20 protein-coding genes are annotated in these 23,706 nt (G+C 54.9%); 13 read left to right on the top strand and 7 right to left on the bottom strand.

Going from position 1 to position 23,706, the window contains the following annotated elements:
- Positions 1-25: 25 nt before the first annotated feature.
- The 5 genes from ileS to rihC all read left to right on the top strand — a co-directional run bounded on the left by ileS (position 26) and on the right by rihC (position 5,739).
- The gene (gene ileS, locus VGM55_RS19170; RefSeq protein ID WP_154187146.1) at positions 26-2,842 is read left to right on the top strand and encodes an isoleucine--tRNA ligase; all 2,817 of its coding nucleotides are present in this window, start codon (positions 26-28) and stop codon (positions 2,840-2,842) included.
- Positions 2,839-3,345 carry a signal peptidase II gene (gene lspA, locus VGM55_RS19175; protein WP_039290186.1) on the top strand — a complete coding sequence of 169 codons (507 nt, stop codon included), beginning with the start codon at positions 2,839-2,841 and terminating at the stop codon, positions 3,343-3,345. The genes ileS and lspA overlap by 4 nt, the downstream gene beginning before the upstream one ends.
- A 3-nt stretch (positions 3,346-3,348) precedes the next feature.
- Positions 3,349-3,819, top strand: a complete 471-nt coding sequence (gene fkpB, locus VGM55_RS19180) for an FKBP-type peptidyl-prolyl cis-trans isomerase (protein ID WP_154187147.1) — start codon at positions 3,349-3,351, stop codon at positions 3,817-3,819.
- Positions 3,800-4,750, top strand: coding sequence for a 4-hydroxy-3-methylbut-2-enyl diphosphate reductase (ispH, locus tag VGM55_RS19185; RefSeq protein ID WP_154187148.1), 951 nt, complete (start codon positions 3,800-3,802; stop codon positions 4,748-4,750). The genes fkpB and ispH overlap by 20 nt, the downstream gene beginning before the upstream one ends.
- A gap of 71 nt (positions 4,751-4,821) precedes the next feature.
- Positions 4,822-5,739: a ribonucleoside hydrolase RihC gene (gene rihC, locus VGM55_RS19190; RefSeq protein ID WP_331636365.1), complete on the top strand. Its 918-nt coding sequence runs from the start codon at positions 4,822-4,824 to the stop codon at positions 5,737-5,739.
- Here rihC and VGM55_RS19195 read toward each other — a convergent pair.
- Positions 5,700-6,635 carry a LysR family transcriptional regulator gene (locus VGM55_RS19195; protein ID WP_331636366.1) on the bottom strand — a complete coding sequence of 312 codons (936 nt, stop codon included), beginning with the start codon at positions 6,633-6,635 and terminating at the stop codon, positions 5,700-5,702. The genes rihC and VGM55_RS19195 overlap by 40 nt on opposite strands.
- A gap of 91 nt (positions 6,636-6,726) precedes the next feature.
- On the opposite strand from VGM55_RS19195, the gene VGM55_RS19200 reads away from it, so the two are divergent.
- The 8 genes from VGM55_RS19200 to folA all read left to right on the top strand — a co-directional run bounded on the left by VGM55_RS19200 (position 6,727) and on the right by folA (position 16,859).
- The gene (locus tag VGM55_RS19200; RefSeq protein WP_331636425.1) at positions 6,727-7,356 is read left to right on the top strand and encodes an alanyl-tRNA editing protein; all 630 of its coding nucleotides are present in this window, start codon (positions 6,727-6,729) and stop codon (positions 7,354-7,356) included.
- A gap of 283 nt (positions 7,357-7,639) precedes the next feature.
- On the top strand, positions 7,640-8,461 hold the full coding sequence (gene dapB, locus VGM55_RS19205) for a 4-hydroxy-tetrahydrodipicolinate reductase (RefSeq protein ID WP_154187151.1): 822 nt from the start codon (positions 7,640-7,642) through the stop codon (positions 8,459-8,461).
- A 458-nt stretch (positions 8,462-8,919) separates the two neighbouring features.
- The gene (carA, locus tag VGM55_RS19210) at positions 8,920-10,068 is read left to right on the top strand and encodes a glutamine-hydrolyzing carbamoyl-phosphate synthase small subunit (RefSeq protein ID WP_154187152.1); all 1,149 of its coding nucleotides are present in this window, start codon (positions 8,920-8,922) and stop codon (positions 10,066-10,068) included.
- An 18-nt stretch (positions 10,069-10,086) separates the two neighbouring features.
- Complete coding sequence (gene carB / locus VGM55_RS19215) at positions 10,087-13,311, top strand: carbamoyl-phosphate synthase large subunit (RefSeq protein ID WP_154187153.1); 3,225 nt, start codon at positions 10,087-10,089, stop codon at positions 13,309-13,311.
- A gap of 139 nt (positions 13,312-13,450) precedes the next feature.
- Positions 13,451-13,684 carry a YgdI/YgdR family lipoprotein gene (locus VGM55_RS19220; RefSeq protein WP_154187154.1) on the top strand — a complete coding sequence of 78 codons (234 nt, stop codon included), beginning with the start codon at positions 13,451-13,453 and terminating at the stop codon, positions 13,682-13,684.
- A gap of 104 nt (positions 13,685-13,788) precedes the next feature.
- The gene (gene kefF / locus VGM55_RS19225; protein WP_154187155.1) at positions 13,789-14,319 is read left to right on the top strand and encodes a glutathione-regulated potassium-efflux system oxidoreductase KefF; all 531 of its coding nucleotides are present in this window, start codon (positions 13,789-13,791) and stop codon (positions 14,317-14,319) included.
- Entirely contained in the window at positions 14,312-16,174 is a 1,863-nt protein-coding gene (kefC, locus tag VGM55_RS19230) for a glutathione-regulated potassium-efflux system protein KefC (RefSeq protein WP_331636367.1), read from the top strand. Before kefF ends, kefC begins: the two co-directional genes overlap by 8 nt.
- Positions 16,175-16,379: 205 nt before the next feature.
- Positions 16,380-16,859 (top strand): type 3 dihydrofolate reductase, encoded by a 480-nt coding sequence (folA, locus tag VGM55_RS19235; protein ID WP_154187157.1) that lies wholly within the window; start codon positions 16,380-16,382, stop codon positions 16,857-16,859.
- A 41-nt stretch (positions 16,860-16,900) separates the two neighbouring features.
- Here the strand turns inward: folA and apaH are convergent, their stop codons facing one another.
- From apaH to lptD, 6 genes are read right to left on the bottom strand one after another with little or no spacing between them, the layout of a single operon-like run.
- Positions 16,901-17,752 (bottom strand): bis(5'-nucleosyl)-tetraphosphatase (symmetrical) ApaH, encoded by an 852-nt coding sequence (gene apaH, locus VGM55_RS19240; RefSeq protein WP_331636368.1) that lies wholly within the window; start codon positions 17,750-17,752, stop codon positions 16,901-16,903.
- Positions 17,753-17,756: 4 nt separating this feature from the next.
- The gene (gene apaG / locus VGM55_RS19245) at positions 17,757-18,134 is read right to left on the bottom strand and encodes a Co2+/Mg2+ efflux protein ApaG (protein ID WP_154187159.1); all 378 of its coding nucleotides are present in this window, start codon (positions 18,132-18,134) and stop codon (positions 17,757-17,759) included.
- 3 nt (positions 18,135-18,137) lie between these two features.
- Complete coding sequence (gene rsmA, locus VGM55_RS19250) at positions 18,138-18,962, bottom strand: 16S rRNA (adenine(1518)-N(6)/adenine(1519)-N(6))-dimethyltransferase RsmA (RefSeq protein WP_154187160.1); 825 nt, start codon at positions 18,960-18,962, stop codon at positions 18,138-18,140.
- Positions 18,959-19,948: a 4-hydroxythreonine-4-phosphate dehydrogenase PdxA gene (gene pdxA, locus VGM55_RS19255; protein WP_154187161.1), complete on the bottom strand. Its 990-nt coding sequence runs from the start codon at positions 19,946-19,948 to the stop codon at positions 18,959-18,961. The genes rsmA and pdxA overlap by 4 nt, the downstream gene beginning before the upstream one ends.
- A complete protein-coding gene (surA, locus tag VGM55_RS19260) occupies positions 19,941-21,233 on the bottom strand; it encodes a peptidylprolyl isomerase SurA (protein ID WP_154187162.1) in 1,293 nt (430 codons plus the stop codon). The genes pdxA and surA overlap by 8 nt, the downstream gene beginning before the upstream one ends.
- A gap of 58 nt (positions 21,234-21,291) precedes the next feature.
- Positions 21,292-23,652, bottom strand: coding sequence for an LPS assembly protein LptD (gene lptD / locus VGM55_RS19265; protein WP_331636369.1), 2,361 nt, complete (start codon positions 23,650-23,652; stop codon positions 21,292-21,294).
- Positions 23,653-23,706: the final 54 nt, after the last annotated feature.

The raw sequence follows: 23,706 nt of genomic DNA on the forward strand, positions 1-23,706 counted from the left end.
ACCGAAATACGGAACCGAGAATCTAATGAGTGACTTTAAATCTACCCTAAATTTGCCTGAAACAGGGTTCCCGATGCGCGGCGATTTAGCCAAGCGCGAACCGGGTATGCTGGCGCGTTGGAATGATGACGATCTGTACGGCATCATCCGTAATGCGAAGAAGGGCAAAAAATCCTTTATTTTGCATGATGGCCCTCCTTATGCGAACGGTAGCATTCACATTGGTCACTCAGTTAACAAGATTCTGAAAGATATTATTATCAAGTCCAAAGGGCTGGCCGGCTTCGATTCCCCGTATGTTCCGGGCTGGGACTGCCACGGTCTGCCGATTGAACTGAAAGTTGAGCAACTGATCGGCAAACCTGGTGAGAAAGTGTCTGCCGCCGAGTTCCGTGCCGCGTGCCGCAAATATGCCGCCGAGCAGGTGGATGGCCAGCGCGAAGACTTTATCCGTCTGGGCGTGCTGGGCGACTGGTCTCGTCCATACCTGACCATGGACTTCAATACCGAAGCCAACATCATTCGTGCGCTGGGTAAAATCATCGGTAACGGCCACCTGCATAAAGGGGCTAAACCGGTTCACTGGTGCGTTGACTGCCGCTCTGCGCTGGCAGAAGCGGAAGTCGAGTACTACGACAAAACGTCCCCGTCTATCGACGTGACGTTCAACGCCGTGGATGTTGATGCGGTAAACGCTAAATTTGGTGCTTCAGCCGTCAATGGCCCGGTCTCCCTGCTTATCTGGACCACCACGCCGTGGACATTACCGGCTAACCGCGCTATCTCCCTGGGCGCGGAGTTCGACTACGTGCTGGTGCAGATTGAAGGCCAGGCGCTGATCGTGGCGAAAGATCTGCTGGAGAGCGTGCTGAAGCGTGCTGCCATCACCGATTACCAGATCCTCGGTACCGTGAAAGGTGCTGAACTTGAGCTGCTGCGCTTCAAACATCCGTTCATGGGCTTTGACGTCCCGGCAATCCTTGGCGATCACGTCACGCTGGATGCGGGTACCGGCGCGGTACATACCGCCGGTGGCCATGGCCCGGACGACTACACCATCAGCCAGAAATACGGTCTGGAAATTGCTAACCCGGTTGGCCCGGACGGCAGCTATCTGCCGGGCACCTACGAAGGCCTCGACGGCGTTCAGGTGTTCAAGGCTAACGACCTGATCGTCAACATCCTGCGTGATAAAGGCGCTCTGCTGCACGTTGAAAAACTGCTGCACAGCTACCCACACTGCTGGCGCCACAAAACGCCTATCATCTTCCGTGCCACCCCGCAATGGTTTATCAGCATGGATCAGAAAGGCCTGCGCGCGCAGTCTCTGAAAGAGATCAAAGGCGTGCAGTGGATCCCTGACTGGGGCCAGGCACGTATCGAATCTATGGTAGCGAATCGCCCTGACTGGTGTATCTCGCGTCAGCGTACCTGGGGCGTGCCGATGTCTCTGTTCGTACATAAAGAGACTGAAGAGCTGCACCCACGTTCGCTTGAGCTGATGGAAGAAGTGGCTAAGCGCGTTGAACAGGACGGCATCCAGGCGTGGTGGGATCTCGACCCGCGCGACATCATGGGCGACGACGCCGACAGCTACGTGAAAGTGCCTGATACCCTGGACGTGTGGTTCGACTCCGGGTCAACCAATTACTCCGTGGTCGACGCGCGCCCTGAGTTTAACGGCCATTCTGCGGATATGTACCTGGAAGGCTCCGATCAGCACCGCGGCTGGTTTATGTCCTCCCTGATGATCTCCACGGCAATGAAAGGCAAAGCGCCTTACCGCCAGGTACTGACCCACGGCTTCACCGTTGATGGTCAGGGCCGTAAAATGTCCAAGTCCATCGGCAACACAGTTAGCCCGCAGGACGTGATGAACAAGCTCGGTGCGGACATTCTGCGTCTGTGGGTGGCGTCTACCGACTACACCGGTGAAATGGCAGTTTCTGACGAGATTCTGAAACGTTCCGCTGACGCTTATCGTCGTATCCGTAACACCGCGCGCTTCTTGCTGGCAAACCTGAATGGCTTCAATCCAGAAACCGATATGGTGAAACCGGAAGAGATGGTGGTGCTGGATCGCTGGGCCGTTGGCTGTGCGCAAGAAGCGCAGGCGGATATCATCGCCTCTTACGAAAACTACGATTTCCACGAAGTTGTGCAGCGTCTGATGCGCTTCTGCTCCGTGGAAATGGGCTCGTTCTACCTCGACATCATTAAAGACCGCCAGTATACCGCGAAAGCGGACAGCGTTGCGCGTCGCAGCTGCCAGACCGCGTTGTATCACATCTCTGAGGCGCTGGTGCGCTGGATGGCGCCGATCATGTCCTTCACCGCCGACGAAATCTGGGGCTACCTGCCGGGTTCTCGCGAGAAATATGTGTTCACCGGTGAATGGTACGAAGGTCTGTTTGGCCTGGCGGAAAGCGAAGCGATGAACGGTGAGTTCTGGGACACCCTGCTGACCGTGCGTGGCGAAGTGAACAAAGTCATTGAGCAAGCCCGTGCTGATAAGCGTATCGGTGGCTCTCTGGAAGCGGCAGTGACGCTGTATGCCGACAATGCGCTGGCGACTAAGCTGAACAGCCTGAGCGATGAATTGCGATTTGTCCTGTTGACCTCCGGTGCTGCGGTTGCCGATTATGCGCAGGCGAGCGAAGACGCTCAGCAGAGCGAAATCCTCAAGGGGTTGAAAGTGGCTTTGCGTAAAGCCGACGGTGAGAAGTGCCCGCGCTGCTGGCATTACACTACCGATATCGGTCAGGTAGCGGAACACGCAGAAATCTGCGGCCGCTGTGTCAGCAACGTAGCCGGTGACGGCGAACAACGTAAGTTTGCTTGATGAAACCCATTTTCTCTACCGGATTGCGCTGGCTGTGGCTGGTGGTGGTCGTTCTGATTGTGGATCTGGGCAGTAAATATCTGATCCTCCAGCACTTCATGCTGGGGGATACGGTGTCACTGTTCCCGTCCCTGAATTTGCACTACGCCCGTAACTATGGCGCGGCATTTAGCTTCCTGGCCGACAAAGGCGGCTGGCAGCGCTGGTTCTTCGCGGGTATCGCTATCGGTATCTGCGTGGCGCTGGTGTGGATGATGTATCGCGCTAAGGCGAGTCAGAAGCTGAATAACATCGCCTATGCGTTAATCATTGGCGGTGCGCTCGGCAATCTGTTCGATCGCTTGTGGCACGGCTTTGTCGTCGACATGATCGATTTCTACGTTGGCGACTGGCACTTTGCCACCTTCAATCTGGCCGATACCGCAATCTGTATCGGCGCGGCGCTGATTGTGCTGGAGGGTTTCTTTGTCTCCTCCGATAAGCCCGCAAAGCAAAAAGGGTAACCCATGGCTGAGTCTGTACAGAGCAACAGCGCGGTGCTGGTGCATTTCACGCTGAAGCTTGAAGATGGCTCCACCGCGGAGTCGACCCGTGCCAACGGTAAGCCTGCGCTGTTCCGCCTTGGGGATGAGACACTGTCCCCGGGTCTGGAAGACCAGCTGGTTGGCCTGAAGGCTGGCGATAAAAAAGCGTTTTCGCTTGCGCCAGAGGCGGCTTTTGGCATCCCAAGTCCGGATATGATCCAATACTTCTCGCGTCGCGAATTCGTTGATGCGGGCGAGCCGGAGCCGGGTGCCATTATGCTGTTTACCGCAATGGATGGCAGCGAAATGCCGGGCGTGGTGCGTGAAGTTAACGGCGACTCGATTACCGTCGACTTTAACCATCCGCTGGCCGGGCAGACTATCCATTTTGATATTGAAGTACTGGAAGTTAATCCGGTACTGGAGGCGTTGAATGCAGATCCTGTTGGCTAATCCCAGAGGCTTTTGTGCTGGGGTCGACCGCGCTATCAGCATTGTCGAAAACGCGCTGCAGATTTACGGCGCACCAATCTACGTTCGCCACGAAGTGGTGCATAACCGCTACGTGGTGGACAGCCTGCGCGAGCGCGGGGCGATTTTCATCGAGCAAATCAGCGAAGTGCCGGACGGCGCGATCCTGATTTTCTCGGCGCACGGTGTTTCTCAGGCGGTGCGTAACGAAGCCAAAAGCCGCGAGCTGACGGTCTTCGATGCCACCTGCCCGCTGGTGACCAAAGTGCATATGGAAGTGGCGCGTGCGAGCCGTCGTGGCGAAGAGTCCATTCTGATTGGCCATGCCGGTCACCCGGAAGTCGAAGGCACCATGGGCCAGTACAGCAACCCGAAAGGCGGAATGTACCTGGTTGAGTCGCCGGATGATGTCTGGACGCTTGAGGTTAAAGACGAAAGCAACCTGTCGTTTATGACCCAGACCACGCTTTCCGTGGACGATACTTCGGACGTGATTGACGCCCTGCGCAAGCGCTTCCCGAAGATCATCGGCCCGCGTAAAGACGACATTTGCTATGCCACCACTAACCGTCAGGAAGCGGTGCGTGCGCTGGCTAATGAAGCGGATGTGGTGCTGGTCGTGGGGTCTAAAAACTCCTCTAACTCTAATCGCCTTGCCGAACTGGCACAACGGATGGGGAAAGCGGCCTACCTGATTGATGACGCCGCGGATATCCAGGAGGCCTGGGTAAAAGAGGCCAATTGCGTCGGCGTTACCGCCGGGGCTTCTGCACCGGACGTGCTGGTGCAGAACGTCATCACCCGCCTGCGCGAGCTGGGCGGCAGCGAAGCCCAGGAGCTGACCGGGCGCGAAGAGAACATTGTTTTTGAAGTACCGCGTGAGCTGCGAGTCGACATACGTGAAGTAGACTAGCGTCGTCGATTTCTGTTTATGAGAAGATGCCAGCTGGTGTATGCCCGCTGGCATTTTTTATGGAGAAAAGCATGACCAGAACCCCGATTATTCTTGATACCGATCCCGGTATCGACGATGCGGTTGCCATTGCAGCAGCCCTGTTTGCACCCCAGCTGGATTTGAAGCTGATTACGACCGTCGCCGGTAATGTGTCGGTGGATAAAACCACGCGTAATGCGCTGCAGCTGCTGGAGTTTTGGCAAGAAGATACGCCCGTTGCCAGAGGTGCTTCGGTACCGCTGCTGCGTCCATTGCGGGATGCGGCCTACGTGCACGGCGAATCGGGGATGGAAGGTTATGTCTTTACCGAAACGTCTCGTCATGCGCTGCCGGTGCCCGCATTTCAGGCTATGTACGATTGCCTGATAAACAGCGATGAGCCGGTTACTTTGGTCACCATTGGCCCGCTGACTAACGTCGCTTTGCTGCTGACTCAATACCCGGCGTGTAAAGCGAAAATCAAACGGCTGGTGATGATGGGCGGATCTGCGGGCCGGGGTAACTTTACGCCGACGGCCGAATTCAACATCGCTATTGATCCTGAAGCCGCTGCCCGTATTTTTGAGAGCGGTCTGGAGATAGTCATGTGCGGGCTGGATGTCACCAATCGGGCCATGCTTTCTCCTGAGTATCTGGCTCGCCTGCCTGAGCTCAATCGCACCGGGAAAATGCTGCATGCATTGTTCAGCCATTACCGCAGCGGCAGTATGGAAACCGGGCTGAGAATGCATGATTTGACCGCCATTGCGTGGCTGGTTAAACCTGAATTGTTTCAAACCTATCCTTGTTTCGTCGCGGTAGAGACACACGGTACTTATACCAGCGGAACGACGGTGGTGGATCTTGAGCACCGTCTGGAACGCCCGACGAATGCGCAGGTTGCATTGGATATTGATGTTCCCGGTTTTCAGGCCTGGGTCTCTGAGGTGCTGGCGCTGGCGCCGTGAGTGGCTATCTCTTCGCTCAGATAGTCGATCATCGCCCGCATCGGGCCTGGCATATGCTGGTTTCGTGTCCACAATAGCCACAGTTCGCCGGTATAGGCGCTGATAAACTCCCAGTCCGGCAGCACCTGCACTATTTCGCCGCGGGCCAGCGCATCGCGCGCGGTAAACAGCGGCAGGCTGCCAATCCCCAGATTACGCTTAACCGCATCCAGCCTGACTCCCGTATGGTTTGCCGCATAGCGCCCGTGGGTTTGTACCGTCTCCGTCTTGCCCGGCCGGCGAAACTTCCAGCGCGAATCAGCCGGCGTTTCTCCCAGGCTAATGCAGCTATGCTGGCGCAAATCTCCTGGTTGTTGTGGAGTACCGTGCAGATGCAGGTACTCCGGGGTGGCGCAAATAATATGTGCGATAGGCATTAGCGGTTTGCCGTACAGGCCAGGAGACGGGCTGTCTGTGATGCGTAGTGCCAGATCAACGCCGTCATCAATCAGATCCATATAACGGTCTTCAAGGCGCAGGCTGACATTTACCCTGGGATAGCGGGCCAGAAACGTCGGGATTAGCGGATGGATAACAAAATGCCCCACCGCCTTTGGTACGCTGAGCGTCAATCGGTCCTGGACCACCGTCTGCAGGCTACTTCCCCTATCCATCGCCTGCCTGGCCGCCTCCAGCATCTCCAGCGCATGCTGATAGACCGTTTTACCCGTATCGCTCAGGGCCAGTTTTCGCGTCGAACGATGCAGCAATTTACATCCCATCTCCCGTTCAAGGCGTGAGACGCTGCGGCTGATAGCAGAGGGTGTTGTTCCCGCTATTCTGGCAGCGGCGGAAAAACTGCCCTGCTCAACAATGGTCACAAAAGTGGCGAGATCGGGAAGTAAGGTCAGATTCATTTGTGCTTACCAGGCAAAGGTTCATTGTTTGAAAGGCAGATTATCGATATTGATAAACGCAATATACTCTTCTGACTATGAGGAGAACATGATGACTGAACGACTTTATTACTCGAGTGATATCACCAAAGGCCGCGCAAGGGTGGTTAGCTGTACGGCTGAATCTGACGGCCGCTATGCGATTGAGCTGGACCGAACGCTTTTTCATCCACAGGGAGGAGGGCAGCCGGCCGACAAAGGCTGGATTGCCGGCGTACCCGTTGAGGCGGTAATGCAACGGGGTGAAAACGTACTACACATCCTGCAGCAGCCTCTTGATCTTGCTGAGGTTGAGCTACGCGTCGATGCGGTGACTCGTCTGCTGCATTCGCGTTGGCACACTTCCGGGCATCTGGTGGGGTATGCGGGTGAAGAATGCGGCTGGCAGCCCGTTAAGGCGCACCAATGGCCTGGCGAAGGGCGTATCACCTTTGTGAGCAAAGAAAATGCTCCTGTACCTACTGCGGAAAAGCTGCTGGCGATCGTTCAGCCTTGGTTGGAGGGGAAATTGAGCAGGTCGATTGCATTTGAAGACGGCAGGCGCAAAGTAGGGTTCGGCGAGTTGCCAGCTTATCTGTGCGGTGGCACCCACGTTGAAACGCTGACAGAGATTAATGGCATCACCGTTACCGGCATGAAAGTTAAAAAAGGGCAGCTAGCGGTCAATTATGCGCTTGTCTGAGCGCTTCGAATGAACCCTTTCGCAGCACATTCTCTTTCGCTGCATCAGCCATAAGGTGTGCTGTCGCGTATTCTATTACTCTCGGCGCTCTCGTTAGCGGGAAAACCTGAGCTTTTTTAACCGCCATTTAATCCTGGTAAAAGTAAGGTTTTTATGGCTGTTATTGATAACACAGGGGCCATGACAGTAAATTCTAATTATGGGTGTTTTCGGCTGGCGGCCCGGCTGCGGGCTGGTTAACCTGAGAGCGTTTCTACGAATTATTTAACCAAAGAGTAATGATATGCATGATGCACAAATTCGCGTAGCCATCGCGGGAGCGGGCGGGCGTATGGGACGCCAGCTGATTCAGGCCGCTTTGCAGCAGGACGGTGTTCAGCTTGGCGCGGCGCTCGAGCGTCCAGGCTCTTCTCTGGTTGGCAGCGACGCTGGTGAACTGGCCGGTGTGGCGAAAACCGGCGTGCTGGTTAGCGACAGCCTCGACACTGTGGTGAACGACTTCGATGTGTTTATCGATTTTACCCGTCCGGAAGGAACGTTAGCCCACCTGGCGTTTTGCGTTAAGCACGCCAAAGGGATGGTTATCGGCACGACCGGCTTTGATGATGCCGGTAAGCAGGCTATCAGCGATGCTTCTCGTGAGATCCCTATTGTCTTCGCGGCAAACTTTAGCGTGGGCGTGAATGTGATGCTGAAGCTGCTGGAGAAAGCGGCCAAAGTGATGGGCGACTACGCCGACATCGAAATTATTGAGGCGCACCACCGCTACAAAGTAGATGCACCTTCCGGCACCGCGCTGGCAATGGGTGAGGCGATTGCTCAGGCGATGGACAAAAATCTGAAAGATTGCGCGGTTTATTCTCGTGAAGGCCATACCGGCGAGCGAGTGCCTGGCACAATCGGTTTTGCTACCGTGCGTGCGGGCGACATTGTCGGTGAACATACCGCGATGTTTGCAGATATTGGCGAGCGCGTTGAGATTACCCACAAGGCTTCAAGCCGCATGACTTTTGCTAATGGTGCAGTTCGTTCTGCCTCATGGCTTAAAGGTAAAAAGAACGGTATTTTTGATATGCGAGACGTGCTTGACCTCAATAATTTGTAGTTAAATATATCCTTATAAATGTGGTTGTTTGTTTTTAATTGTTTGATTTTAGGGTGATTTATATCACCCTTTTGTTTTTATGTGGGCTTGGTTGTTTAAGTCTTAATTATTGCCAATAAAATCAATTTATCTATCGTTTTTGTGTTGTCGTAATGTTAATTTTGACCATTCGGTCTACTTTTTTACTCTCATCTCGCCACTTTTCCAGTATTCATGGTCGGCAATCGGTTACTTTTCCCAGGTTAGCTGATTGTTTTGACCTTCAAATCAGATCTTTTTACTCTGAGCGGCAAAATAGACATAAAAACTTCGTCTTAAGGTAGACTTTTACCCGGCTTGTCTCTAGAATGCCGCCGTTTGCCAAAAATCCGTAGGGCAGGCACTTTTTGCATTTGATTCAGCCGCTGGTTTTGAATTAATATGCGAATAAATTGAATGTTTATTCCCTGGAGGACGTTTTGATTAAGTCAGCGCTGTTGGTTCTGGAAGACGGAACCCAATTCCACGGTCGGGCCATTGGGGCATCGGGTACGGCAGTGGGTGAAGTCGTTTTCAATACCTCATTGACCGGTTATCAAGAAATCCTCACTGATCCTTCCTACTCCCGCCAGATTGTCACTCTTACTTATCCTCATATCGGTAATGTCGGCACCAATGAAGCCGATGAAGAATCCTCCCAGGTTCATGCGCAAGGCCTCGTCATTCGTGACCTGCCGCTGATTGCCAGCAACTTCAGAAGCCAGGAAGACCTTTCTTCTTATCTTAAGCGCCATAACATCGTGGCCATTGCCGATATCGATACCCGTAAGCTGACTCGCCTGCTGCGCGAAAAAGGCGCTCAGAACGGCTGTATTATCGCGGGCGATAACGTAGACGCGGCCCTGGCGCTGGAAAAAGCGAAAGCGTTCCCCGGCCTGAACGGCATGGACCTCGCGAAAGAAGTGACGACCAAAGAAGCGTACACCTGGCAGCAAGGGAGCTGGACGCTTGAAGGCAATCTGCCAGAAGCGGCAAAAGCAGAAGATTTACCGTTCCACGTGGTGGCCTATGACTACGGCGCAAAACGCAATATTCTGCGCATGTTGGTAGACAGAGGCTGCCGCCTGACCGTTGTTCCGGCACAAACGCCGGCTGAAGAAGTACTGAAGATGAACCCGGATGGCATCTTCCTTTCTAACGGCCCTGGCGACCCGGCACCCTGCGACTACGCCATCAGCGCAATCAAATCCTTCCTGGAGACAGACATTCCTGTCTTTGGGATTTGCCTCGGCCACCAGCTGCTGGCGCTGGCGAGCGGCGCTAACACCGTGAAGATGAAGTTTGGTCACCACGGCGGTAACCACCCGGTGAAAGACCTGGATAAAGACTGCGTGATGATAACCGCCCAGAACCACGGTTTTGCGGTGGATGAGACGACGCTGCCTGCCAACCTGCGTGTAACGCACAAATCTCTGTTCGATGGCACGCTGCAGGGCATCCATCGCACCGATAAAGCCGCGTTCAGCTTCCAGGGTCACCCTGAAGCCAGCCCGGGGCCGCACGACGCCGCGCCGCTGTTCGACCACTTTATCGAACTTATCGAGCAATACCGTAACACCGCTAAATAATCAGGAGCCGAGAAGACCATGCCAAAACGTACAGATATAAAAAGCATCCTGATCCTCGGCGCTGGCCCGATTGTTATCGGCCAGGCCTGTGAGTTCGACTACTCCGGCGCCCAGGCGTGTAAAGCGCTGCGTGAAGAGGGCTACCGCGTTATTCTGGTGAACTCCAACCCGGCAACCATCATGACCGACCCGGAAATGGCCGATGCGACCTACATCGAGCCGATTCACTGGGAAGTGGTACGCAAAATCATCGAAAAAGAGCGCCCGGACGCGGTGCTGCCCACCATGGGCGGGCAGACCGCACTAAACTGTGCGCTGGAGCTTGAGCGTCAGGGCGTGCTGGAAGAGTTCGGCGTCACCATGATCGGCGCAACTGCCGACGCTATCGATAAAGCCGAAGACCGTCGTCGCTTCGACATTGCGATGAAAAAAATCGGCCTCGACACCGCGCGCTCCGGCATTGCGCACAATATGGAAGAAGCGTTGGCTGTCGCGGCCGACGTGGGCTACCCGTGTATCATCCGTCCATCCTTTACTATGGGCGGCACCGGCGGCGGTATCGCTTATAACCGCGAAGAGTTTGAAGAGATTTGCGAACGCGGTCTGGATCTTTCCCCAACCAAAGAGCTGCTGATTGATGAATCGCTGATCGGCTGGAAAGAGTACGAGATGGAGGTGGTGCGTGATAAGAACGACAACTGCATCATCGTCTGCTCTATCGAAAACTTCGACCCAATGGGCATCCACACCGGTGACTCTATCACCGTGGCGCCAGCGCAAACGCTGACTGATAAAGAATACCAAATCATGCGTAACGCCTCGATGGCGGTACTGCGTGAAATCGGCGTAGAAACCGGGGGCTCTAACGTTCAGTTCTCCGTTAACCCGAAAACGGGCCGTCTTATCATCATCGAGATGAACCCGCGCGTGTCCCGCTCCTCCGCGCTGGCGTCTAAAGCGACCGGCTTCCCGATTGCAAAAGTCGCCGCGAAGCTGGCGGTAGGTTACACCCTTGACGAGCTGATGAACGACATCACCGGCGGCCGCACTCCGGCTTCCTTCGAACCGTCCATCGACTATGTCGTGACCAAAATACCTCGCTTTAACTTCGAGAAATTTGCCGGCGCAAACGACCGCCTGACCACGCAGATGAAATCCGTGGGTGAAGTGATGGCAATCGGCCGCACCCAGCAAGAGTCCCTGCAGAAAGCGTTGCGAGGCCTGGAAGTTGGCGCCACGGGCTTTGACCCGAAAGTCAGCCTGGACGATCCGGAAGCCCTGACCAAAATTCGTCGCGAGCTGAAAGACGCAGGCGCCGAGCGTATCTGGTATGTGGCCGACGCGTTCCGTGCGGGCCTGTCCGTCGACGGCGTGTTCAACCTGACTAACATCGATCGCTGGTTCCTGGTGCAGATTGAAGAGCTGGTGCGCCTGGAAGAGCAGGTGGCTGAAATTGGTATCACCGGCCTGAACCACGACTTCCTGCGCATGCTGAAACGCAAAGGTTTTGCGGATGCGCGTCTGGCAAAACTGGCTGGCGTTCGTGAATCCGAAGTGCGCAAACTGCGTGAGCAATATAACCTGCATCCTGTCTACAAACGTGTGGATACCTGTGCGGCGGAATTCGCTACCGACACGGCTTACATGTACTCCACGTACGAAGACGAGTGTGAAGCTAATCCGAACAACGACCGCGATAAAATCATGGTGCTGGGCGGCGGTCCAAACCGTATCGGCCAGGGCATTGAGTTCGACTATTGCTGCGTACACGCTTCTCTGGCGTTGCGCGAAGATGGTTACGAAACCATCATGGTTAACTGCAATCCGGAAACCGTCTCCACCGACTACGACACGTCTGACCGCCTCTACTTTGAGCCGGTTACCTTCGAAGACGTGCTGGAAATCGTCCGCGTTGAGAAGCCGAAGGGCGTTATCGTGCAGTACGGCGGACAGACGCCGCTGAAGCTGGCTCGTGCGCTGGAAGCGGCCGGTGTGCCGGTTATCGGCACCAGCCCGGATGCTATCGACCGTGCAGAAGATCGTGAACGCTTCCAGCATGCCGTTGAGCGCCTGAAGCTGAAGCAGCCTGCTAACGCCACCGTGACGGCCATTGAGCAGGCGGTAGAGAAAGCCGTGCAGATTGGTTACCCGCTGGTGGTTCGTCCTTCTTACGTGCTGGGCGGCCGTGCGATGGAAATCGTCTACGACGAAGCGGACCTTCGCCGCTACTTCCAGACTGCGGTTAGCGTCTCTAACGACGCACCGGTACTGCTCGACCGCTTCCTGGACGATGCGGTTGAAGTGGACGTGGACGCCATCTGCGACGGTGAAACCGTACTGATTGGCGGCATCATGGAACACATTGAGCAGGCGGGCGTTCACTCCGGTGACTCTGCATGCTCCCTGCCGGCTTACACTTTGAGCCAGGAAATCCAGGATGTGATGCGCCAGCAGGTGCAGAAGCTGGCCTTCGAGCTGCAGGTGCGCGGTCTGATGAACGTGCAGTTTGCGGTGAAGGACAACGAGGTTTACCTGATTGAAGTTAACCCACGTGCCGCGCGTACCGTGCCGTTTGTTTCCAAAGCAACGGGCGTGCCGCTGGCGAAAGTTGCCGCTCGCGTCATGGCCGGGAAAACGCTGGTTGAGCAGGGCGTGACCAAAGAAATCATTCCACCGTACTACTCGGTGAAAGAAGTGGTGCTGCCGTTCAACAAATTCCCAGGCGTTGACCCGCTGTTAGGGCCAGAAATGCGCTCTACCGGGGAAGTGATGGGCGTGGGCCGTACCTTCGCTGAAGCTTTCTCTAAAGCGATGCTGGGCAGCCAGTCCACGATGCGTAAGCCGGGCCGCGCGCTTCTTTCCGTGCGCGAAGGTGATAAAGAGCGCGTCGTAGACCTGGCCGCGAAGCTGCTGAAACAGGGCTTCGAGCTGGACGCTACCCACGGTACCGCGATTGTTCTGGGTGAAGCCGGTATTAACCCACGTCTGGTGAACAAGGTGCATGAAGGGCGTCCGCACATTCAGGATCGTATCAAGAATGGCGAATACACCTACATCATCAACACCACCGCGGGCCGCCAGGCGATTGAAGATTCCAAGCTGATTCGCCGCAGCGCGCTGCAGTACAAAGTGCATTACGACACCACGCTGAACGGCGGCTTCGCTACGGCGATGGCGCTGAACGCAGACGCCACCGAGAAGGTGACTTCGGTGCAGGAAATGCACGCCCAGATTAAGGGCTGATATTTGTCAGCCTGAAAGAATATTCCGAAAACAACGCCAACGGCCTCTGAAAAGAGGCCATTTTTGCTTCGGACTCAGCGAGATAGTCTACAGTTAACCTGCACACAACTGAAAATGACTAACACGCTGGGAGAACACCATGCAGAAACATACTTTACTCGCTTCCCTTTTTGCTGCCGTAACGCTTCTGACCGTAGCAGGTTGCTCGTCGAATCAGTCCGTTAAAACGAGCGATGGCAAAACGATTGTGACCGATGGCAAACCGCAGGTTGATAAAGATACCGGCCTGGTGTCTTACAAAAATGCCGAAACGGGCAAAACCGAGCAGATCAACCGCGACCAGGTGAAAGAGATGAGCGAGCTGGATAACTAGTTAAGAAATATCCAACAACACGCTCAGCAATATTGACTGTTAGCCTGTCGATTAACTGACTAAACTCACTGTCATTAAAGGCAGTAGTGAAGACAGGCTTAACAATGATTCTTATAATTTATGCGCATCCCTATCCCCAGCATTCGCACGCCAACCGGCAAATGATTGAGCGGGCGAAAACCTTGCCGGGGGTAGAGATTCGTTCCCTCTACGAACTTTATCCCGACTTCAATATTGATATTGCCGCCGAGCAGCAGGCGTTAAGCCGCGCTGATTTGGTTATCTGGCAACATCCTATGCAGTGGTACAGCACGCCCCCGTTGATGAAATTGTGGATAGACAAAGTCCTCTCGCACGGTTGGGCATACGGTAAGGGTGGGAACGCGCTGCACGGCAAAGATATTATCTGGGCAGTGACGACCGGCGGAAGCGAAAAACATTTCGAGCTGGGTGACCACCCCGGATTTGACGTACTTGCCCAGCCACTGCAGGCGACAGCGCTTTACTGCGGCATGAACTGGCTGCCGAGTTTTGCCATTCACTTCACCTTTGTTTGCGACGAATTCACGCTTGCCCGCCAGGCGGACGACTATAAGCAACGCTTAATTGACTGGCAGGAGGCTCGCCGTGGATAGCCATAGCTTAATTCAGGCGCTTATTTACCTCGGTTCAGCCGCGCTTATCGTGCCGATTGCCGTAAGGCTCGGGCTGGGGTCGGTACTTGGCTACCTGATAGCCGGCTGTATTATCGGGCCGTGGGGGCTGCGGCTGGTGACGGATGCCGAAACTATTCTGCATTTTGCCGAGATTGGCGTGGTGCTGATGCTCTTTGTCATCGGGCTGGAGCTTGATCCGCAGCGGCTATGGACGCTTCGTGCCTCGGTGTTTGGCGGCGGTTTCCTCCAGATGGCGGCCTGTGGGCTGGCGCTGGGCGCTTTCTGTATCGTCATGGGGCTCGACTGGAAAGTCGCATTGCTTATCGGCCTGACGCTTGCTCTCTCATCGACCGCGATTGCCATGCAGGCGATGAACGAACGCAACCTTACCGTTACGCCCATGGGGCGCAGCGCTTTTGCGGTGCTGCTGTTCCAGGATATTGCCGCGATTCCTTTGGTGGCGATGATCCCGCTGCTGGCGAGCAGCGGCGGCACGATGACGTTTGCGACCTTTTTAATTTCGGCCCTCAAGGTGGTTGCTGCGCTGGCGCTTGTGGTTCTGCTCGGGCGCTATGTGACCCGGCCAGTGCTGCGGTTTGTGGCTCGTTCCGGGCTGCGTGAAGTGTTCAGTGCCGTTGCGCTTTTCCTTGTCTTTGGCTTTGGCCTGCTGTTAGAAGAGGCCGGATTGTCGATGGCGATGGGGGCGTTTCTGGCCGGGGTGCTGTTAGCCAGCTCCGAATATCGCCATGCGCTGGAAAGCGATATCGAGCCGTTTAAAGGCCTGCTGCTTGGGCTGTTCTTTATCGGCGTGGGGATGTCTATCGACTTCGGGACGTTACTCGAAAACCCGCTACGCATTCTCATCCTGCTGGTCGGTTTCCTGGTGATTAAAACGCTGATGCTTTGGCTGGTTGCTAAGCCGCTGAAGGTGCCACGCAGGCAGCGGCGCTGGTTTGCCGCTTTGCTGGGCCAGGGAAGTGAGTTTGCCTTTGTTATCTTCGGCGCGGCGCATATGGCGCAGGTGCTGGACGACGGCTGGTCGAAGTCGCTGACCCTTACCGTTGCGCTCTCGATGGCGGCAACGCCTCTGCTGCTGGTGGTGCTGAACCGGCTGGAGAAAACGGGAAGCGAGCAGGCAGGAGAAGCCGATGAAATTGATGAAGAGCAGCCCCGGGTCATTATTGCCGGGTTTGGACGCTTTGGGCAGATTGCTGGCCGTCTGTTGCTGACTAGCGGCGTGAACGTGGTCATTCTGGATCACGATCCTGACCACATTGAAACGCTGCGAAAATTCGGTACAAAGGTGTTTTATGGTGACGCTACCCGCGTGGATCTGCTTGAATCGGCTGGTGCGGCGGGCGCTGAAGTGTTGATTAACGCCATTGACGATCCCGAAGCGAATATGCAGCTAACGGAGCTGGCGAAAGAGCATTTTCCCCATCTGCAGATTCTTGCCAGGGCGCGCGATATTAATCATTACATTCGCCTGCGTCAGGCGGGAGTAGAGATGCCGGAACGTGAAACGTTCGAAAGCTCGCTGAAGATTGGCCGCCGGGCGCTGGAAGGTTTGGGCGTAGGGAAATATGAGGCGCGTGAACGGGCCGATCACTTCCGTCGCTTTAACCTGCAGATGCTCGAAGAGATGGTGCCAACCGACGATAAAACCGCTGAAAGGGCCGACGTCTTTAAACGCAATAGCGCTATGTTGACGGAGGTCATTAACGAGGATCGTGCGCACCTGCACGTGATTCAGCGAGACGGGTGGCAGGGCACCAGGGAAGGCCTTCACAGCGGCAAACTTTCTGACGAACCCCCGGCCAGGCCAGCAGAGTGATGTTGCTGAAAAATATTTACTTTTCCTTATAGTGAACGGGGGTTAACGCTAACCCCTTGTTCCATATCCCGCACTTGAATATTGGGGTGCGTTTACCGACGCAGAATAAAAAAAATTCTCGTTACGCAGCCCGCCTCCTGTCGACGAAAGATTGCGCTTTCCGTATAGTGGCGGCAATTTTTTTCATCATCCTTAGGTTATACGAATGATCAGTCTGATTGCTGCTTTAGCGGTAGATCGCGTTATCGGTATGGAAAACGCCATGCCATGGGATTTGCCTGGCGACCTGGCCTGGTTTAAACGCAACACGCTCAACAAACCTGTGGTTATGGGGCGTCTGACCTGGGAGTCGATTGGCCGTCCGCTGCCGGGGCGTAAGAATATCGTTATTAGCAGCAAAGCGGGTAATGACGCTCGCGTTGAGTGGGTAACCTCGGTAGAAGAAGCTATCAAAGCCTGTGGCGATGCCGAAGAAATCATGGTGATTGGCGGTGGGCGTGTGTACGAACAGTTCCTGCCGAAGGCACAGCGCCTGTACCTGACCCACATTGATGCAGAAGTGGAAGGAGACACGCATTTCCCGGATTACGATCCGGACGAGTGGCAGTCAACCTTTAGCGAATTCCACGATGCCGACGAGAATAATTCGCACGGCTATTGCTTCGAAATTCTGGAGCGGCGCTAGCGCTAGCGTTAAGCCCTCTCCCTCCAGGGGGAGGGCGCTTATCAGGAGGCGATGGCCGCCTGACCTTCATCGCTATCCTGCTGGCGGTTTGACGGTTGTACGAACCAGGTTTTATCTTCCCAACGTAGGCAGGTGAGATAGCCTCCCCAGCAGCATCCCGTATCAAGCGCATAGATGCCTTCCGGCGCCCCTTTCCCTTCCAGCGATGCCCAGTGACCAAAGGCTACAGAATATTCGGCGGTAACAGGGCCAGGGATTGCAAACCACGGCTTCAACGGTGCAGGAGCCTTTTCCGGCGTATCTTTGCAATACATATCAAGCTGGCCGTTAGGGAAGCAGTAGCGCATGCGTGTAAGCGAGTTAGTGATAAAACGCAGACGGGCAAGGCCGGACAGATCGCTGGACCAGTTGTTTGGCATATCGCCATACATGGCATCGAGGAATAAGGGGTAGCTGTCGCTCGATAAAACGGCTTCTACATCGCGCGCGCAGGCAAGCGCGGTGGTGATATCCCACTGCGGCGTAATCCCCGCGTGTGCCATCACCAGCTTTTTTTCTTCATCCACCTGAATGAGCGGCTGGCGGCGAAGCCAGTTTAGAAGCTCATCGGCATCCGACGCTTCCAGCAGCGGCGTGACGCGATCTTTAGGTTTGTTACGGCTGATACCTGCAAACACGGCTAATAGATGCAGGTCGTGGTTCCCAAGCACCATACGTACGCTGTCCCCGAGGCTGCGAACATAGCGCAGTACCTCCAGAGATGCGGGGCCCCGGGCTACCAGGTCGCCCGTCAGCCATAGCGTATCTTCTTCAGGATTGAAATTAACCTGCTGCAACAACGCGATCAGTTCATCGTAACAGCCGTGAACATCGCCAATCAGATATGTCGACATGGTATCAGTGAATGAAGGTTGGAATGGCTAGACGGAAGACGGGGATCTCGACCCTGAAGGCCTCACCCTGGGCATCGACCATCTCGTAATGGCCCTGCATCGTGCCGAGCGGCGTTTCGATGACCGCTCCGCTGGTGTACTGGTAGTCGTTACCCGGCTCAATGAGGGGTTGTGCGCCGACCACGCCTTCACCCTGCACTTCGGTTTCCCGACCGTTACCGTTAGTGATAAGCCAGTAACGGCCGAGCAGCTGCACCATCGTTCGCCCCAGGTTACGAATAGTGACGGTATACGCAAACACGAAACGCTCATCCTCCGGCGAGGATTGCGACTCAATATAAACGCTTTGTACCTGAACACATACGCGGGGCGAATCAAGCATGGTTTAGCTCTCCGACGGCTGCTGCGGGTTGTCAGCCAGATAGTTTGCAAGCTTACAGTACTGAGCAACGGAAATGTTTTCCGCACGCAGTGTAGCATCAACGCCTAACTCCGCCAGCACCTCAGCGCTAAACAAATGGCCAAGGCTATTACGGATAGTTTTGCGGCGCTTGTTGAATGCCTCGGTTGTGATGCGGCTCAGCACGCGCAGCTCTTTTACCGGGTGTGGTAAGGTGGCGTGCGGTACCAGACGTACAACGGCAGAGTCAACTTTTGGTGCCGGAGTGAACGCCGTAGGGGGCACTTCTAGCACTGGGATAACGTTGCAGTAGTACTGCGCCATCACCGACAGGCGACCGTACGCTTTGCTGTTTGGCCCGGCAACCAGGCGGTTCACAACCTCTTTTTGCAGCATAAAATGCATGTCCGCAATGGCATCAGTATAGCTAAAGAGGTGGAACATCAGCGGCGTAGAGATGTTATACGGCAGGTTACCGAAGACGCGCAACGGCTGGCCGATTTTTTGCGACAGCTCGCCGAAATCCATGGTCATGGCATCCTGCTGATAAATCGTCAGCTTAGGCGCAAGGAACGGATGCGTTTGCAAACGGGCGGCGAGATCGCGGTCCAGTTCGATAACGGTCATTTTATCCATGCGTTCACCCACAGGCTCGGTCAAGGCACCGAGGCCCGGCCCGATTTCAACCATCGCCTGGCCTGGCTGTGGATTAATGGCGGAGACAATACTGTCGATAACGAACTGGTCATTAAGGAAGTTTTGTCCAAAACGTTTGCGGGCAAGGTGGCCCTGGTGGACTCGAGTATTCATTGACTATTAACAATCATTTTAATGGCGAGATTAAGCGCCGTAATAAAACTGCCGACGTCGGCTTTCCCCTGGCCTGCCAGCTCTAGAGCCGTGCCGTGGTCAACCGATGTGCGGATAAAAGGTAATCCCAGAGTGATATTCACCGCGCGGCCGAAGCCCTGGTATTTCAACACGGGCAGCCCCTGATCGTGATACATCGCCAGTACGGCATCAGCACTATCGAGGTATTTGGGCTGGAATAGCGTATCTGCCGGAAGTGGGCCAGAAAGGTTCATCCCTAAAGCGCGCATCTCATTTAACACCGGGATAATGGTGTCTATCTCTTCGGTGCCCATATGGCCACCTTCCCCGGCGTGCGGATTGAGACCACAGACCAGAACATGCGGCTGCGGGATACCAAATTTGGTTTGCAGGTCATGATACAGGATGGTGACAATCTGGCGTAGTAAATCCGGCGTAATGGCGTCAGAAATTGCTTTCAGCGGCAGGTGTGTGGTGGCCAGCGCAACGCGAAGTTCCTCCGTCGCCAGCATCATCACCACTTTTTCGCTTTGCGAGCGTTCTTCAAAGAACTCGGTATGGCCGATAAAGGGGATACCGGCATCGTTGATAATGCCTTTGTGCACCGGGCCGGTTATCAAGGCGGAAAATTCCCCGCTCAGGCAGCCATCGCAGGCGCGGGCCAGCGTCTCAACGACATAAGCGCTGTTACGCACGTCCAGCTGCCCTGGAACGACCGGCGCGCGCAGCTCAACGGGCAACACGGTCAGCGTGCCTGCGGCCTGCGGTTTTGCCGGTTGATCGGTCTGGAAAGGCTGTAGCGTCAGGGGGAGGCCGAGCAGGGATGCTCTGGCGAGTAATAATTCCGGGGAAGCGCAGACGACCAGTTCAACGGGCCAGTCGCGTTGCGCTAACGCGACGACCAGGTCGGGACCAATCCCGGCGGGTTCGCCGGGAGTGATGGTCACACGAGAGATGTTAGCCATTGCTGCCTATGATCTTCACGTAAGCGCTGGCGCGCTGTTCCTGCATCCAGGTTTGCGCTTCTTCGGAGAACTTGCGGTTGAACAGCATGCGGTAGGCTCTGTCTTTTTGCGCTGCATCGGTTCTGTCAACTTTGCGCGTATCCAGCAGTTCGATCAGGTGCCAGCCAAAGGAAGAATGCACTGGCGCGCTCGTCTGGCCTTTGTTCAGCTTTTGCAATGCGTCACGGAAGGCTGGGTCATAAATATCCGTTGCCGCCCAGCCCAGGTCACCGCCCTGATTTGCTGAGCCAGGATCGTCAGAGAACGCTTTTGCCGCTGCGGCGAACGTGGTTTTCCCGCTCTTAATATCCGCAGCGATCTGCTCCAGCTTCTGGCGTGCCTGAGTATCGTTCAGGATAGGTGACGTTTTCAGTAGAATATGACGAGCATGAACTTCGGTAACCGAAATATTCTGACTCTGGCCACGCAGGTCGTTAACTTTCAGGATATGGAAGCCCACGCCTGAACGAATCGGCCCGATGATGTCGCCTTTCTTCGCCGTACTTAAGGCCTGAGCGAAAATAGAAGGCAGTTCCTGGATTCGGCCCCAGCCCATCTGGCCGCCTTTCAGCGCCTGCTGGTCGGCGGAATAGCTGATGGCGAGTTTGCCGAAGTCAGCCCCGCTACGAGCCTGATCGACCACGTTACGCGCCTGTTTTTCTGCGTCGTCAACCTGAGCAGAGCTTGGGTTTTCCGGCAGGGCAATTAAGATATGGCTCAGATTCAGCTCTGTGCTGCTGTCGTTCTGGTTGCCAACCTGCTGTGCCAGCGAGTCCACTTCCTGAGGCAGGATAGAGACGCGACGCCGTACTTCATTGTTACGCACTTCCGAAATCGTCATCTCTTTACGAATCTGACTGCGGTAGGTGTTGTAGTTCACACCATCATAGGCCAGACGGCTGCGCATCTGATCCATGGTGATATTGTTCTGTTTAGCGATGTTAGCGATCGCCTGATCGAGTTCGTCGTCGGTTATCTTCACGCCCATCTTTTGACCCATCTGCAGGATGATTTGATCCATAATCAGACGTTCAACGATTTGGTGGCGCAGCGTCGCGTCATCCGGCAGCTGCTGTCCCGCTTCGCGTGCGTTCATTTTTACTGATTGCATTAAGCTATCAACATCACTTTCAAGCACGACGCCGTTATTCACTACGGCGGCGACTTTATCGACAACCTGTGGGGCTGCAAAGGTCGTGTTCGCTACCAGGGCGACACCAAGAAGCAGCATTCTCCAGTTCTTCATACTTTTTCCATTTTACTTAGCCGCAAAGCGGATTATTTAGAGTATTCGTCAAAGTGAATTACAACGAGCTTTGGTACGGCAGAATATTAGAACGCAACATCTGCGGGATACCCAGGCCATAGTTAGAGCTCAGGCCACGTAACTCGATGTTAAAGCCGATTACGTTATCGTATTTGCTTTGGTTATTTTCCCAGCCGTTGATTTTACGCTCGACGCCAACACGAATTGCATAGCAGCAAGAGTTGTACTGTACGGCGAGCATAGAGTCAGCAGACTGTCTGGCATTGGTATCATAGTAGTAGGCACCGACGACCGACCAGCGATCAACGATCGGCCAACTGGCAGCCATACCCACCTGTGATATCCCGTCCTTAAACTGATCTGCGGTGGAATAATCGGCCGGTAACGTTGCCTGAATATACTCCGGGCTGGCGTAACGATAGGTCAACTGCGCCATGCGATCGCTATCGCGACGATACTCAATGGCACCGTTGCCGTTTGCGACGCTGCCTAGACGGGCATCATACTGCACGCCGCCGCGCAGGCCCCAGCGATCGGTCATACGCCAGTAGGTATCTCCGGCCCAAAGCATGGAGCCCGTTTTCTTATCTTTCTCCCAGTTGATGTTGTCATCCCCGGTACGGGACTGGGTGAAATAGTAGATTTGACCAGCGGATACGTTAAAACGTTCAACGGAAGCGTCATCATAAACGCGAGACGTTAAGCCCGTGGTAACCTGGTTAGCTGAAGCGATACGGTCTAGACCGCCGTAAGTGCGATCGCGGAACAGCCCGCTGTAGTCAGACTGAAGCAGGGATGAGTCGTAGTTGTTGATAGCACTTTGGTTGCGGTACGGGACATAAAGATACTGAGCACGCGGCTCCAGGGTCTGCGTCCAGCCGGCAACCGAGTCCATATCGCGGTCAAAGATAAGTTTGCCGTCCATTTTAAACTGTGGGAGCGTACGGTTGACCGTGCTTTCCAGCGTACTGTCGGCCTTTACATTCTGCTTGTACTTGTCCAGGTTGTCCTGCTGATAATGGGTCATCATCAGCTTGGCTTCAGTATTCAGACTTGCCCAGCCGTTAGACACTGGCAGGTTGATAACCGGCTCTAAATGGACACGTGTTGCGTCCGGGTAGTTGGCGTTAACGTTGGTGAACTTCACCGCCTGGCCATAAACACGGGTATCAAATGGGCCCACGTCGTTCTGGTAGAAGTTAACGTCCAGCTGAGGTTCCGCACGATAAGAACTCCTGCCTGCCTGGTTAGCAAAGACCTGGAACTGCTTTGTGGATAGCGTGGCGTCGAAGTTTTCGACCGCGTAGCCGACGCTGAATTTTTGCGTGGCATAGCCGTCTGTACTGTTACCGTACTGGGAGCTAAAGTCGTTGAAGTAGCGTGAGTCGCTGACCTTGGTGTAGTCGATGTTGAAGCGCCATACCTGATCCATCACCCCGCTGTGGTTCCAGTAGAACAGCCAGCGGCGATCTTTTTCCCCCTGAGGCACGCCTTGTGCGTTCTTGTATTCGTCATCAGACGGAAGGTAGTCAAACTCCATCAGGCCTGCACCCGCCTGGGTCAGGTAGCGGAACTCGTTCTGCCATTGAATGCCGCCGCGCTTATCAATGTAGTGCGGCGTAATGGTGGCATCGAAGTTCGGCGCAATGTTCCAGTAATACGGCAGCGAGAACTCAATCCCGTTGTTGGTGCTGTATTTAGCGCTCGGGATCAGGAAGCCGGAGCGGCGTTTATCGCCGATCGGGAGCTGCAGATAAGGGCTGTAGAAGACCGGCACCGGGCCCAGCTTAAAGCGGGCATTCCAAATCTCCGCGACCTCTTCCTGCCTGTCCTGAATCACTTCGCTGCCGACAACGCTCCAGGTATTTGAACCCGGCAGACAGGAGGTAAAGGTTCCGTTTTCCAGGATGGTATAACGGTTATCGCCGCGCTGTTTCATCAGGTCCGCAGTACCGCGACCCTGGCGGCCAACCATCTGGTAATCGCCGCTCCAGACGTTAGTATCTTTGGTGTTTAAATTCGACCACGCTTTCGGACCTTTCAGGATGACCTGATTGTCATCGTAATGCACATTACCTAAGGCATCGACGGTGCGCACCGGATCGGGCTGGCCTTCAACCTGTTTCTGATGAAGCTGAACCTCGTCTGACTGCAGGCGGCTATTGCCTTGCTGAACGTCAACATTGCCGGTAAACACGGCGTTATCCGGGTAGTCGCCTTTAGCGTGATCCGCCTGGATAGTGACCGGCAGATTGTTGCCGTCGCCCTGAACCAAAGGGCGATTGTAGCTTGGGATACCCAGCATACATTGAGAGGCAAGGTCGGCAGCCATACCTTGTTGGCTATAAAGCGCTGAACCAATCAATGTGGCCAGCAAGGTGGGAATACGTTTTTTCATACGTGTTATTTGTTGTTCCGTCATCAGGGTATAGCGAAGGCAAACGGTCAGAGA

It is taken from the genome of Cedecea sp., assembly GCF_036500665.1.
Classification (GTDB): Bacteria; Pseudomonadota; Gammaproteobacteria; order Enterobacterales; family Enterobacteriaceae; genus Cedecea.